A 13691-nucleotide genomic window follows, 5' to 3' on the forward strand; every position below is an offset into this window, starting at 1 on the left:
GGCAGCTTGGCGCTGGTTGTGATTATATCGCAATTTTTCGCCGCCTAATGTCTCTGATGTATCCCTTCAAACGTCTTTTTACAATCTCCACGGTGCTTCTATTCGGGCTCTTTCTCCCGGCTTGTAGCAAACCGGAATCCGATAGTGGTGGAGAGCTGGTCGTCAGCGTGCGCCCTTTAGCCCTGATCGCCCGGGAAATAACCGGTGAGGATATTCCTGTTCGGGTGCTAGTTGAGGGAGCAGATCCTCACCATTATGCCCCTTCGGTTTCCGATCGGGCTGCACTTGAGCGCGCCCTACTATTGGTGTGGCTGGGGCCGCAAATGGAGGGGGTGTTGGCAAAACAGGCAGCGCTGTTACCAGCGGGCCGGCAAATGCAGCTGCTGGATATAGAGACCCTTGAATATGAGGGAGCCAGTGCTACCGACCCCCACCTCTGGTTGCGTCCCCGCAATGCGGCAATAGCTGCGGCGCAGATCGCTGAGCGCCTGGCGCAATTACAGCCACAGCAGGCGGAGCTGTTTATGGGGCGTGCACGGCAGTTTTCCAGTTCGATGGCCAACTTGCAGAAAGTACTCGATCGGGCCTTGTATGGATATCGCGAAGTTCCCATCGTTGTTACGCACGATGCCTATGGTCACTTTTTTGGTTCCGCAGGAGTGAAAACCCATGCCCTGGGCGATGGCAGTGGTGGGGGCTATGGTGCCAAGGCAATGCTGGATTTGTCACAGATTGGCGACGGCTGTCTATTTGGAGATATGCCGGCTAATGAACGAGATCAACAGTTGGCAGAAAACTTGGGGCTGCGTTACGCCGCTTTGGATCTGCTGGGAGATCAGTTGAATGAAAATGCTGATTACAGGGAATTGATAGAGTCCCTCTTGTCTCAAGCCCGCACTTGCTTGAGTCAGGTTCCCGACCGCAACAAGGATAAATCAGAGGCTCCTTGAGGGCACCAAGTATCCCGCCTACCCAGGGAGGGGGCGGGATCTGGTAGGGTGGCTTCTAGGAACGATTGGTTATTTGCTGTAGTTTCTCTACTCGGGCAGCATCTCTTTCCGCTTGTTTTTGCAGTTTCTCCAGCTGCTGTTTTTGTCTCTCCAGCAAATCATTCTCTCTCTCGCGGATAGCCTGCCTGAGTATTAACTCATGGCCTTCTACCTCAGTCTGCTGTGAGTGTATTTCATCAGTCGCCTCGGCTTCAGCGGTATGCTCTCCACTGCAATCCGAGCCGGCACTTGCCGAAATGGCAAAGATACTTGCGGCAAACAACAGGGTGGCACGCATCACTCCTCTCATCTTTCGAATCCTTCCTTCAACATCGGGTGGCACAGTTTTTTGGAAATAAAAGATCCCTGACTGCCTGGGGGCAGCCTGCGACAATTTGATTTCCGGGGAGTAGCGAACGCATAAGGTCGCTACCGGCAAGACTAGCCAAGCCTGGGGATTTGGTGAGATCGATGCGCCGATAGTTTTAATCGGCGGGGTAAGTCGAGTGGGCTTTTGTGCAGAGGTTGCCTACGGTGTCTGGCGGGAAAGAATCAGTAAGCGGAAAAACAGAGCGAAGGGCGTTATCCTATCGGCCTGCCGCGCGTCCTGAACGCCAAACTAAGCAAGCAAGAATTCATCGTCTATGAGTAAACAAAACACCTCAGCCGCCCCGTTGATTTTGGTGGATGGTTCCTCCTACCTTTATCGCGCTTTTCATGCGCTGCCGCCATTGACCACCAGCCAGGGTAAGCCTACTGGTGCGGTGCGCGGTGTGATTAGTATGCTGCGCCGCCACCTCAAGGAGCATCCAGGCAGTCCTGTAGTGGTTGTTTTTGATGCCAAGGGCAAGACTTTTCGCGATGAGATGTTTGCCGAATACAAATCCCACCGCCCTCCTATGCCAGATGACTTGCGTGAGCAGATTCAGCCCATTCACGACATCATCGACGCTATGGGATTGCCGCGCTTGGTGGTCGATGGTGTTGAAGCTGATGATGTGATCGGCACCCTGGCGCTGGAGGCCCAGAGTCAGGGGCAGCAAGTCATAATCTCCACCGGCGACAAAGACATGGCGCAGCTGGTGCGTCCGGGCGTTACCTTGGTTAACACCATGTCCAATACCGAAATGGACAGCGAGGGCGTGACTAAGAAATTTGGTGTAGGTCCAGAACTGATTATCGATTTTCTCGCCCTGATGGGAGATAAATCAGACAATATCCCCGGAGTTCCTGGTGTGGGCGAGAAAACCGCTCTGGCACTGTTACAGAATCTGGGAGGCTTGGAGACCATTTATTCCGACCTGGATGCCATTGCACCGCTGGGGTTCCGTGGCTCAAAAACCCTCGGCAAAAAGATGGCGGAGCACCGCGAGGCGGCAGAACTCTCCTATAAGCTCGCCACTATCAAAACCGATGTGGAGATGCCTTATCACCCCCAGGAACTGCACAATTCAGAGCCCAATACAGAGGCACTGGTTGAGCTATTCACGCAGAATGAATTTCGCGGCTGGTTAGAAGAGCTAACCAGTGAAGAGGCTGAAGAAGCCATGGCGGAAGCCGTTGAGCGCGATTACGTCATCGTCACAGAAATGTCGGAGTTCGATGCCTGGCTGGAACAACTGAAGGGTTCAGACATCTTTGCCTTCGACACGGAAACCACCAGCCTCAATTATATGCAGGCAAAATTAGTGGGGGTGTCCTTCGCGGTGGAGCCCTATCGTGCAGCCTATGTTCCCCTGGCCCACGACTATATGGGTGCACCAGAGCAACTGCCGTTTGACGAAGTACTGGCCAAACTCAAACCCCTACTGGAAGATCCACAGCAGAAGAAGGTGGGGCAGAACCTGAAGTACGACAGTCATATCCTGGCCAACTACGATATTGAATTGCGCGGCATCGCACGGGATACCATGTTGGAGTCCTATGTTCTGGACAGCACTGGCAGCCGTCACGATATGGACAGTCTCGCACTCAAGTACCTGGGGGAGAACACGGTTCACTTCGAGGATATTGCCGGTAAAGGCGCCAAACAGCTGACGTTTAACCAGATCGAGCTGGACAAAGCGGGCCCCTATGCGGCTGAAGATGCAGATATCACCCTGCGTCTCCACAATGAGTTGAGTGCGCGTCTGGAGCGAGAGCCAACTCTGGTAAAGGTACTCGATGAAATTGAGATGCCCCTGCTACCAGTTCTGGCACGTATGGAGCGTAACGGTGCTTATATCGATGCCAAGATGTTGGCGGAGCAGAGTGCTGAACTTGAGCAGCGAATGCGAGAGCTGGAACAGCAGGCTTACGAAGTAGCCGGCGAAGAGTTCAATCTGGGCTCCACCAAGCAGCTGGGGGCGATCCTGTTTGAAAAGCTGCAGATTCCAGTGATCAAGAAGACCCCCAAAGGTGCGCCCTCTACCGCTGAAGCTGTATTGCAGGAATTGGCCCACAACCACGAGCTGCCCGCACTGATAATGCAGTATCGCGGCCTGGCCAAACTGAAGAATACCTACACCGATAAACTGCCAAAGATGATCGACCCGGGTAGCGGTCGTGTACATACCTCTTATCACCAGGCAGTAGCGGCTACCGGGCGCCTGTCCTCCAGTGACCCTAACTTGCAGAACATTCCCATTCGTACAGAGGAGGGGCGCCGTATTCGTCGGGCCTTCACCGTTGACCCAAGAATCAATGGTGGCAGTGAGATCATCGCTGCGGACTACTCCCAAATTGAGCTGCGTATTATGGCTCACCTGTCTGGGGACAAAGGGTTGGTGGATGCATTTGCTCAAGGCGCAGATATTCACCGCGCGACGGCGGCAGAAGTCTTTGAAGTAGCTCAGGATAAGGTGACTGATGAGCAGCGCCGGCGGGCCAAAGCGATCAACTTTGGTTTGATTTACGGCATGTCGGCTTTTGGCCTGGCCAAGCAGTTGGATATCCCCCGGGCTGACGCCCAAACTTATATCGACCGTTACTTTGAGCGCTACCCGGGTGTATTGCGCTATATGGAGGATACCCGTGCACAGGCCGCAGAAAAGGGCTATGTGGAAACCCTGTTTGGACGCCGTCTCTATCTGCCGGAAATTAACTCACGCAATGGCATGCAGCGCCAAGCAGCAGAGCGGACCGCAATTAATGCGCCAATGCAGGGTACTGCCGCCGATATTATCAAGCGGGCCATGATCGCTGTAGACAGCTGGCTCAGGGAGAAGAAGCTGGCGACCCGGATGATTATGCAAGTACACGATGAATTGGTTCTTGAAGTACCCAAGGATGAGGTCGAAATTGTGGCCGATGGCATTATTGAATTGATGCAAGGCGCGGCAGAACTCCACGTTCCCCTGATTGTGGATCTGGGACAAGGCCGAGATTGGGATCAGGCGCACTAATTTGACTGAAGAAACCATCTAAGAATTGAGGGTAGGGCGCGCTGCTCGGAATGATTTGGCGCGCTCTTGTTGGTACGGATGAATAAAATGCCAATTTTTGTGTTTTGTTAGGCGTTTTTACAATCTTTTTGAAATTCCGTGGAACTGTTCCGGCGACAGCCCCTCTAAAAAGGCAAGATCGTTGGAATGCGTCATCATCCCCCAAGGAAGTCAGATGTTTGCCCCGGTACTCCCCCAAGTCCGGGGCATTTTTTTGCCTGTCTTTCAGCCCTGACCCTCCCTATCTACCCAAGCCGCAACAACTGCAACACCCGCAGTACTCCAGATCCTAAATTCCACTGTCCATACTTCTATTAAAACGTGGGCAAGGCGCTTAGCGAGTGTGAGGCGCCAGGCAGGGTACTGAGCTTATGAGCCGCATTAAGTTATTCAGTCTCGATGTGGGAGCAGACTTCGCAGGACGTGTCGCCGCGAGTCTCGGTGAACCGGTATCTCGCCATGAAGAGCGTCAATTCGATGATGGCGAACACAAAGTTCGGCCACTGGATGATGTGGAAGGGGCGGATGTTTTTCTGGTCCAATCCCTTTACACCGATACCAGCAGCTGTGTTGACCAGAAACTTATGCGCTGCCTGTTTTTCATTGGGGCGCTTCGCGATGCCGGTGCCGCGAGAGTGACTGCGGTCATCCCCTACCTTTGCTATGCACGAAAAGAGCGGCGAACCAAATTGCGCGACCCCCTGCCGAGTCGCTATCTGGCCAGTTTTCTGGAAGCCGCCGGAGTGGATGTAGTCGTGACTATGGATGTTCACTCCCTGGCGGCCTTTGAGAACGCATTCCGCTGTCGCACCGTTCACCTGGTTTCCAACCCCCTGTTGATTGAAGTGGCGCGAATGCGTCTGTCCGGAGACCCCGGTCCCCTGGTTGTTTTGTCTCCAGATGAAGGAGGGATAAAGCGTGCGGAAAAATTCCGTTTGGCCCTTGGGGATCAGTTGGGGGTGCCGGTGGCTAGCGCATTTGTGGAGAAGTATCGCAGCGGTGCTTTGTTGAGTGGGGGAACTTTGATTGGGGAAGTTAAGGATGCCACGGTCATTATCGTCGATGACTTACTTGCTACTGGCCACACAGTTACACGGGCAGTGGACGCGGTGATAAAAGCGGGAGCGAGGCGGATTTTGGTGTTTTGTGTCCACGGACAATTTAGTCGCGATGCCCATACAGCAATGGCGCGCTTGCCGGTGGAATCAATTGTGGTGACTAATTCTCTTCCTCAGTCGCAGCTGCGAGGAAACTGTGAGTGGATAGATTGTGCGCCGTTGATTGCAGATTGTATTCGCCGCCTGCACAGCAATGGGCCAGTGGCTGAGTTAACAATTTGATAAAAATCGACCGCCTTTACATAGAAGAACGTATGAGGCGCCAAAACACGTATTTTGTTTACACTTATTTACCAAAGGGGCGGGAACCATCGGGCTTGAGAGCCTATCCAAGTAATCAGTTCATTGTTGCTCCCTAACCCCAAAGCGTTTAGCTTTTTCTACCCCGGATGGTCCCCAACTCCGGGGTTTTTTTATGTCTTTCGTGAATTTATGTAATTTCATCCATCGGGGCACCTGTCCTTTCCTTTTTGAATTAAGCACTTAAATCGTTTGGTGAGCCGCTCAGCTAGTTTAAGTTTTCGTATGCGGCGAGCAGGCCCTTAGATTGGATCTCCCCAAGACTCCCGCAGAGGCTTTCACAGTTACCCCAGGGTCCCACGACTACATTGCCTGTTATCCATTTCCGGCATAATTGGGGCATGGCATAGGTCTAACCTAAAGGTTCACACATGCGCTTGGGAAGCATGAAAGTTCAGCCTACCATCGAAGCAGGAAAAGAAATTTTGGGATGAAAAGAACCCTCAGGCGTACCCGTCCCCCTGGGTGCGTCTGACAAGTGCCCCACCCCAAGGGCACTGTCCCCTAGCCGGCAGCCCCCATCTGCCGGCTTTTTTTATTTCATTAAATGACTCCATCACAGAAGAAAACAAAAGTTGCTTTTGAATGCGCTTGCAAATGATAATGGTTCGCATTATCTTTAAGTTAAATCAAATATGGGGGGTTATCGGTGAATTTACGTTACTTGTGTGCCAACCATCGCCAATGGTTGACCGCTGACACGGATCGTGCGGAAAAGGCGTGGCTCGATTGGATTGAGCGCGGCAAGCTTTTGCTTGAAGAGTGCAATTACGCCGAAGCAATACCTTATTTGGGATGCGCCTTCGATCTGGCCAGCTTTCTTCTGGAAAAGCAGTGGCCAACTTATGCCATTTCGGCAACGCGTTTTAGTGAAAGCGCTATCTGGTTAATGGCTGCCTACCGGGAGCTGGGTGATGAAAAACTTCGAAACTACATACTTGCCGGCGCCAGCTCAGTACTCGCCCGCGAGTTGGGCGATAGCCATAAGCAAAGGGTTGCGGCGGATTGCATCAGTTCACTCTACCCCGGAGAGACACAGCAGCAGGTACGCGAGTTCTCCACAGCCAGAATATCCGCCTGTATCAATGGCGGAAACAGAGTGCACTGAGGGGAATGAAAAGATGAATGCCAATGGCAATTCCCGTCTGCTGACGATTGCCATACACGAAGAAACCCTTGCCGCTCTTCTCGCGCAGAGGTACTTACATGCAGAGGAATTGCATTGTTTAACTCCGGGGGCACGCCGACGGCTGCACCGGGTACTGCTTCGCTCCCTGATCCCCGAACAGAAGCGCAAAGCAGCGGCAACTGGTGTGCCCGGAGTTCACTTTTAGGAATTTTCTCCGGTGTGAGAAAAATTGAAGTGCTTGTGTTGCTCGGGGGGCGCTGCCCCCGGGCTCCCAGCTCGTTCAATCTTCAGTGGGGGCGGCTTCCTCTGGGATTTCCAGCCACTCATTGAGCTTGCGCTCGAGTTTGTCCAGGCCTGTTTTTTTGGTCGATGAGAAGATCTGCAGAGTGACCCCGTGATTGAGTCCCTGCTCCTTGAGGGTCTTCTCTACGGCAAAGCGAGTGTTGTTGGCTGGACCGTTCTTCAACTTGTCGGCCTTGGTTAGCAGGATGTGCACTGGGAGCTCGGCCTCTACTGCCCAGGTGAGCATATGCAGATCGAACTCCTTGAGGGGTTGGCGAATGTCCATTAGTAACACGAGTCCACGCAGGCACTCTCGCTTCTCAAGGTAGGTGGCCAGATGACGCTGCCACTCATCTTTCATACTGCGGGCGACCTTGGCAAAGCCATAGCCGGGCAGATCCACCAGGCGCTGCTGGTCGGAGAGGCGAAAGAAGTTGATCAACTGGGTGCGCCCCGGTGTTTTAGAGGTACGCGCTAACTTGTTGTTTTCCGTGAGCGCATTGATGGCACTGGACTTCCCCGCATTGGAGCGACCGGCAAAGGCCACCTCGGCACCAAAGTCCTCCGGACACTCAGTCAGGGTGGGGGCACTGGTGAGAAATTGTATGGAACGGTAGTTCAGTTTTGGTGGTTGGGCTTTAAATTCTGAATTTGACATCGTATAAGTCTGTTTATTCGGTACACTCGCTTGGCGCGCAAGTATATAATGCCGCCGTTTTCGCGTCGCAGGACTATCGGGGGCGGTGCGAAACGCCATCTCTCAGCGCGCAACGGGACGACGTATGAACAGCATTATCAAGAACACTGCTCTGGCACTCGGTTTAGTTTTCGGCTTGGGCGCCGTGCCCTTGGCGCTGGCTGCGGGCGACGCTGCTGCGGGCAAGGCAAAAGCCGCTCAATGTGCAGCCTGCCACGGTGCAGACGGTAACAGTATTGCTCCAGCTTTTCCAAAGATTGCCGGACTCGGCGAAAAATATCTGTATAAGCAGCTTAAAGATATTAAAGGTACACCTGACGGTAAAAAGGCCCGCGATGTGCCGCAAATGATCGGTCAGTTGGACAACTTCAACGATCAGGACCTGCAGGATATCGCCGCTTACTTTGCCTCGCAGCCAATGCAGCTGACCGGATCTGAGGCTATTTCCGTGATGCTAAACAACGGTGAGAACGTCGACGGCCTGATGCTTGGACGTAAAATCTACCGTGGTGGCAATATGGAGACTGGTGTTCCCGCATGTATGGGATGCCACTCACCTGCTGGACTGGGCAATGCACCGGCCGGTTACCCTCGTCTGGGCGGTCAGTATCCAGAGTACATCGAAGCCCAGCTGAAAGCATTCCGTGCGGGTACCCGCAACAATGACGGTGAAGTTCGCACTATGCGCACCGTGGCCAAGCAACTCTCCGATGCAGAGATCAAGGCGCTGGCCAACTATATCGCAGGCCTGACTGACTAATAGTCACAGGATTTGAGTACACTGAGGCCGGTCTGCAACCGGCCTTTTTTGTGCCTGTCGCCTGAGCATAAAGCCGCTTTCCATAGACGTACTAGGCAGTTTTTGCAGTGTTTCCTTGCACGAGGGTCCGGGAACTTAAATAATCTGCGTTGTCTATTGTGTCCTCAGTGGCTCGACAGCCCGCCGCTAGATGGCGTTCGCACCACTAAATAAAAGTTGGAGAAGACTTATGAGAGCATTTCTCGCCCCGATCACGATGGTTTTTGCTGTAATGTTCAGCCTCGTTGCCTGCGCCCAGGAAAGTGGCGAGTTCAAAGCGGGCCAGCACTATGAAGTATTGCCGCAGGCTGTACCACAAAAGAGCAACGACAAGATCGAAGTGACTGAGATGTTCTGGTACGGCTGTGCCCACTGCTTCACTTTTGAGCCAACTCTGGAGCGCTGGAAAGAAAAGATGCCCAGCGATGTTGCGCTGCTGAAATTGCCAGCAATTTGGCAGCCGGTTATGGATGTACACGCTCGTCTTTACTACGTAGCAGACTCCATGGGTGTTCTGGAAAAGATGCACACTCCTATCTTTAACACCATCTACACTCAGCGCCAGATGCTGGCTGTCCGCGAAGGTCGCAACTGGGTGCCTGACTTAAAGGCTATCGAGACTCTGTTTAACAAGCATGGTGAAGATGGTGCCAAAGCTGCGAAGCTGATGAATTCCTTCGCTATCAACAGCAAAGTTAAGCAAGGTATGGCCAATCAGCGCGCTTACAAAATGACTGGTACCCCGGAAGTTGTTGTTGCGGGTAAATACCGCATCAGTTCCTCTTTCCCCGGATATAAAGGTAAGAGCAATGGCCAGGAGCTGATGCTGCAAGTGGCGGATTACCTGATTGCCAAAGAGCGAGCGGATCGCGGCTAAGCTTTCCGATTGAAGAAACCCCGCCTCGAGCGGGGTTTTTTATTTCTACCCTAAGAAAGGTGCCCCGCAATCTGTCGAGAGGCTCCTAACATCGATCAACCTTGCCCGATCCGGAAGCCACTAATGGGATTCAAATGGATTTTACTGTTTACCCTCCTAGCTGGCTTAATCGCACCTGTTTCAGCCCAGGACACTTCAAGCAGCAATACTTTGGCCGCTCAGGCCAGCAATCTTCTCTCCTATATAGCGGTAGACTACGGCGACGCCGTAGAGAACGGGCAGCGACTGGACACTCCTCTGTATGAACTACAGAAGCAACAGGTAGAAGAAGTACTGCGTCTGGTCACTCAACTCCCCGATCGGCCTGGTCGGCAGGGTTTGCAGAAAAGCCTCTCGGACTTGCGTAAGGCGATTGAGAATAAGGATTCCGGCGCAGAGGTGCGCCGTCGAGCCAATGCAATCGCCGACCGCCTTGCTGCTTTGTATCAGCTGCAGCGGTCACCCAGTTACTCTTTGCCCTCGCCGGGCTTTATGATGCCTGTTTATCAGCAGCGGTGTGCCATCTGCCACGGTGTCGACGGTGGGGGTAGTAATGAAGGCCCAGCCCTCAATGATCTCGAGAGAATGGCGGGGTTCAGTCTCTATGATCTTTATAACACCCTGGACCCAGAAACTGACTCTATTCACACAGTCGACATTGATGGAGACTTGACCGGCCTACAGCGTTGGGGATTAGCGGTGACTGTCGCTGCTTTTCCAGTGGCAAATCAGTTGCCACCCTCTTCCGACTTGGCGACCCGTTACCCCGGCTTACTGGGACTGCCGGGAATGGCGACCACTAAACCGGCGGAACTTGATCCAACTCTGCAACAAGCACTGATGTGGTGGCGCGGAAACCCCCACCTTGTACGCACTCTGATCCCCCCTCTTATCAGCGCAATTGGCTTGCTGCAGCTGGCGGAGACGGACTATCGAGGAGGAGATATAACATCGGCATACGGTAAGTTAATGCTGGCTTATCGTGATGGGTATAGGCCGTTACGACAGGAGCTGCTGATTCGTGACAAGGTACTGGTGGAGCAGCTTCAGGTCCAATGGCAGCAATTGCGGGGTGACTTGATTGGTGGTGCCAGTTCTACAGAAGTTATTGCCGCGTTTCAAAATCTGCGGGCGGATCTCAATCTGGCCCACTCCAAGTTGGAGCCACCTGCGATGGGGGAGGAGCGATACCTATGGACTGCCGCTCTGTTTGCTTTGGCAATTGGTTTGGGGGCGCTGCTCTGGTGGGGACTGCGAAGACAAAAGCGAACTAGACTTTAAAAAGTTTTGTCCGCCATTTCCCTACGCAGTAGTGAGGCCATACCATGTCAAAATTAGTTGCCACTGCCTTCATGTTGTTACTGGCCCTGGATTGCCACAGTTCTGAGCCTCTGGATGCATTTCCAGAGGAGGTTGATGGCAAGTTACGTCACGTTATCAAGCTGCCCAAGGTTGTCGATGAAAGTCGCTTTAGGGTTGAGTTGATACCGGGAAAAAGCCAAGTCGCGGAATGCAACTTGCAAAGCTTTAGCGCCCCATTGCGCAAGGACATACTCCCAGGCTGGGGTTACCCCTTCTATGTCCTGTCCGACCTGACCCCGACCACAGATACGCAAAAGGTCTGTGCCCAAGGCAGTGAATCCCGGCGATTTATCACCGTGCGCGGTGATGGCTTGATGCTGCCTTATAGCAGTAAGTTGCCAATGGTTATATATCTGCCTCAGGGCGTGCAGTTAAAGTATCGGGTGTGGAGAGCAGACAAGAATTTTTCCGAAGCAAAATCCAGATAGTTGGACTACCGGTAAAAGTGACTTGCCATTCTTTTTGTGAATTTGTCGTAAATTTGAATATTTTTAACGTTTAACCTGCCACCGTTGTAAATTGCGTCTAGCCTTACTTTTCGAGGAATGTGAAAAATAGCGCCTGAGCGTTTTTTCATGCCGATAAGTGAGGCTTTAGCCCCGTAATCGGAAAGGAAAATTGGCGACTTCCCCAGTCGTCTTTTGAATAACCCGCCCCCTGTAATGCACTGGGGCCGATACCGTAGGGCAGCGCATGAAGTTTTTGCGTCATTTACCAAAGCGGCGTTTTATCAAGCCGGTTGTTCCATTTGTCACAGCAATTTTCCTAGCGATACCAATGTGGGCCTCGGCGGAGTCCGCCCAGCAAAAGTGGGCGGGAAATTGGCTGGTTGTGAGTGAAGGCGATGATCAATTAGTGTGGCAACTGCATGCCGATGGCTCCGGATATGCCTATGGATTTAATGCCAAAGGCCTATTGACCCATGGTTTTGCCATTAACTGGCAATTGGATGGTGACCGGGTGCGGGTTAAAACGGGAACTTCGGTGCGCTGTAAGGGCGGGGTTGTATCTGTCGCATTTCGAGATTGGAGCCGTGCCACCCTCCTATTTGCAGTGATTGATGGCCGTCATTGGCTGCAGGCGGGCGGTGGACTTCTGAGCTTTCAGCGTCGGTTGGCTGATTGGCGAACCCCCAAGGCCGGTGCAAGTTGCCCGGATATTGTCAGTCGCTAGCAGCTTAATTCCGTGCGAACGCTATTTAATCCGTGCGTGGAAAAGATGAGTAGTGGGTGGGAATGGATAAAATTCTATCTCTTCCTGCCACTGCTAATTTTTTCCGTAACTGCAAATGCCAGTGAAGAGAAACGAAAAACACTCAATGAAGGCTGGCATGCAAAATCACGCTACGATGCCAGTCAATGGGTTGGGGCCTGGCTGATTTCCCGCGATGGTGAAGCGCGGCATGTCTGGAGTCTCAAGCCCGATGGCACTGGGAGATCCTACGCTTTTTTAAGGCAAAATGGAGAGATGCAATTCGTATTTGGATACGATATTAATTGGTATTTTGATCCATTTACTCAAATGGCCAATATAAAGACCGGACGCAGAATTATTTGCAAGCGAGGGAAGATTTACCCCTATTTTCTCACTTTAAAATCCTACGAAAGCGACTATGCGGTAAGGGGAAAGTTTGCCTGGCAAACAACATGGACAGAAGTGAGTATTGGGCGAAATCGCCTGCATAAATCCTACGTAGTTTTTGTAGCCCCCCTATCCGCATGGCATGATCCAGATAGAGATTCACCCTGCCCCAAATTTCCCCGTGTGCGACTGGAAAAGGATATTGATGCGGTGCTGAAGAGCTGGGAGGTTGAACAGGATTCGTCGGAAGTGGATACAACTCCGGCACCCAATGAACCGGAATTTGATGGTGAAGAGCTGAGAAATCCGTAACTTCTCACAGTCATTGGGTCAACTTCTCTCAATAAGAAGTAATCCCATCAATATATTTTTAACTTTCCACCAGCTAAAATCCGACTTCTCTAAGCTTCAGGAAAACTCTTAAAAATATTTAGTTATTAAACTGCTAGCTCTGTTAGGAAAATAATTCTAAAAAAATGCGTGATCTTATTTTTTCCAAATTAAAATAGCCTGCCGGGTAATAGAGAGCCCACAAAAAGTAGTTTTAGAGTTGGACTATTTTCACCTGAAAACAGGTATTAATCAGAAAGATTGATCCAAAAGCAGTGCGACCGTGTAGAAACCGGTCGTATTAATCAGGTTGGAGAAAACTTCCAGACGGCAAAGAAAGCATGAAAGCTGATCTATCCGTAGTGAGAGCATTGAGAACTTTGTATCCCAAGCTGCACGATGAAATCTATGTGTTTTGTCAGGTTTCAGATAGTCGGTTTACAGATATTTTGTCAGAGAGTTTGTGTTTCTTCCGAGAAGGTGAGGGAATGAGTGTGATACTGCCTCAACGTTCGGCTCGGCAATTAGATATTGCCGCAAGCGCCCCCTTTCGCCAAATCACTTTGCAGATCCTGGCTGGTCTTGATGCGGTGCGGGTTATTCCTGTGGTCGCCCAGGAATTAATGGAGGCTGGAATAGATACCAGCGTGGTATCCACACTACACCGTGACCACATTTTTGTCCCTGATGAGCGCGCGGAATTTGCAGTAAAAATTCTGCGCGGTATTCGAAATCGAGTTCAATATAGCTGATATGTAGCCTGCCA

The 13691-nt window shown here is 52.0% G+C and carries 14 protein-coding genes; 12 read left to right on the forward strand and 2 right to left on the reverse strand.

Annotated features, from left to right (window positions below; all coding sequences use genetic code 11):
* The first annotated feature begins 47 nt into the window (after nucleotides 1-47).
* Nucleotides 48-950 carry a metal ABC transporter substrate-binding protein gene (locus tag ACJJIM_RS20615; RefSeq protein WP_444906758.1) on the forward strand — a complete coding sequence of 301 codons (903 nt, stop codon included), beginning with the start codon at nucleotides 48-50 and terminating at the stop codon, nucleotides 948-950.
* 55 nt (nucleotides 951-1005) lie between these two features.
* Here the strand turns inward: ACJJIM_RS20615 and ACJJIM_RS20620 are convergent, their stop codons facing one another.
* Nucleotides 1006-1299 (reverse strand): hypothetical protein, encoded by a 294-nt coding sequence (locus ACJJIM_RS20620; protein ID WP_444911862.1) that lies wholly within the window; start codon nucleotides 1297-1299, stop codon nucleotides 1006-1008.
* A gap of 334 nt (nucleotides 1300-1633) precedes the next feature.
* Here ACJJIM_RS20620 and polA point away from each other — a divergent pair, with 334 nt between their 5' ends.
* The 4 genes from polA to ACJJIM_RS20640 all read left to right on the forward strand — a co-directional run bounded on the left by polA (nucleotide 1634) and on the right by ACJJIM_RS20640 (nucleotide 7163).
* On the forward strand, nucleotides 1634-4372 hold the full coding sequence (gene polA / locus ACJJIM_RS20625; protein WP_444906756.1) for a DNA polymerase I: 2739 nt from the start codon (nucleotides 1634-1636) through the stop codon (nucleotides 4370-4372).
* Nucleotides 4373-4782: 410 nt separating this feature from the next.
* On the forward strand, nucleotides 4783-5751 hold the full coding sequence (locus tag ACJJIM_RS20630; RefSeq protein ID WP_413663927.1) for a ribose-phosphate diphosphokinase: 969 nt from the start codon (nucleotides 4783-4785) through the stop codon (nucleotides 5749-5751).
* A gap of 727 nt (nucleotides 5752-6478) precedes the next feature.
* Entirely contained in the window at nucleotides 6479-6937 is a 459-nt protein-coding gene (locus ACJJIM_RS20635; protein ID WP_413663928.1) for a hypothetical protein, read from the forward strand.
* Nucleotides 6938-6950: 13 nt separating this feature from the next.
* Nucleotides 6951-7163, forward strand: coding sequence for a hypothetical protein (locus tag ACJJIM_RS20640; protein WP_444911863.1), 213 nt, complete (start codon nucleotides 6951-6953; stop codon nucleotides 7161-7163).
* Between the two features lie 75 nt (nucleotides 7164-7238).
* Here the strand turns inward: ACJJIM_RS20640 and yihA are convergent, their stop codons facing one another.
* Complete coding sequence (yihA, locus tag ACJJIM_RS20645; RefSeq protein ID WP_444906753.1) at nucleotides 7239-7898, reverse strand: ribosome biogenesis GTP-binding protein YihA/YsxC; 660 nt, start codon at nucleotides 7896-7898, stop codon at nucleotides 7239-7241.
* Nucleotides 7899-8022: 124 nt separating this feature from the next.
* Here yihA and ACJJIM_RS20650 point away from each other — a divergent pair, with 124 nt between their 5' ends.
* The 7 genes from ACJJIM_RS20650 to ACJJIM_RS20680 all read left to right on the forward strand — a co-directional run bounded on the left by ACJJIM_RS20650 (nucleotide 8023) and on the right by ACJJIM_RS20680 (nucleotide 13677).
* The gene (locus tag ACJJIM_RS20650) at nucleotides 8023-8697 is read left to right on the forward strand and encodes a c-type cytochrome (protein WP_282930502.1); all 675 of its coding nucleotides are present in this window, start codon (nucleotides 8023-8025) and stop codon (nucleotides 8695-8697) included.
* Between the two features lie 229 nt (nucleotides 8698-8926).
* A complete protein-coding gene (locus ACJJIM_RS20655) occupies nucleotides 8927-9613 on the forward strand; it encodes a thiol:disulfide interchange protein DsbA/DsbL (RefSeq protein ID WP_444911864.1) in 687 nt (228 codons plus the stop codon).
* 123 nt (nucleotides 9614-9736) lie between these two features.
* Entirely contained in the window at nucleotides 9737-10933 is a 1197-nt protein-coding gene (locus ACJJIM_RS20660; protein ID WP_413663933.1) for a c-type cytochrome, read from the forward strand.
* A 44-nt stretch (nucleotides 10934-10977) separates the two neighbouring features.
* A complete protein-coding gene (locus ACJJIM_RS20665; protein ID WP_282930499.1) occupies nucleotides 10978-11442 on the forward strand; it encodes an ecotin family protein in 465 nt (154 codons plus the stop codon).
* Between the two features lie 265 nt (nucleotides 11443-11707).
* On the forward strand, nucleotides 11708-12187 hold the full coding sequence (locus ACJJIM_RS20670; RefSeq protein ID WP_413663934.1) for a hypothetical protein: 480 nt from the start codon (nucleotides 11708-11710) through the stop codon (nucleotides 12185-12187).
* Nucleotides 12188-12232: 45 nt separating this feature from the next.
* Entirely contained in the window at nucleotides 12233-12907 is a 675-nt protein-coding gene (locus ACJJIM_RS20675; protein WP_444911865.1) for a hypothetical protein, read from the forward strand.
* 359 nt (nucleotides 12908-13266) lie between these two features.
* The gene (locus ACJJIM_RS20680) at nucleotides 13267-13677 is read left to right on the forward strand and encodes an ACT domain-containing protein (RefSeq protein ID WP_444911866.1); all 411 of its coding nucleotides are present in this window, start codon (nucleotides 13267-13269) and stop codon (nucleotides 13675-13677) included.
* The last annotated feature ends 14 nt before the right edge of the window (nucleotides 13678-13691 follow it).

Source organism: Microbulbifer maximicatervae (SeqCode), from assembly GCF_052467615.1.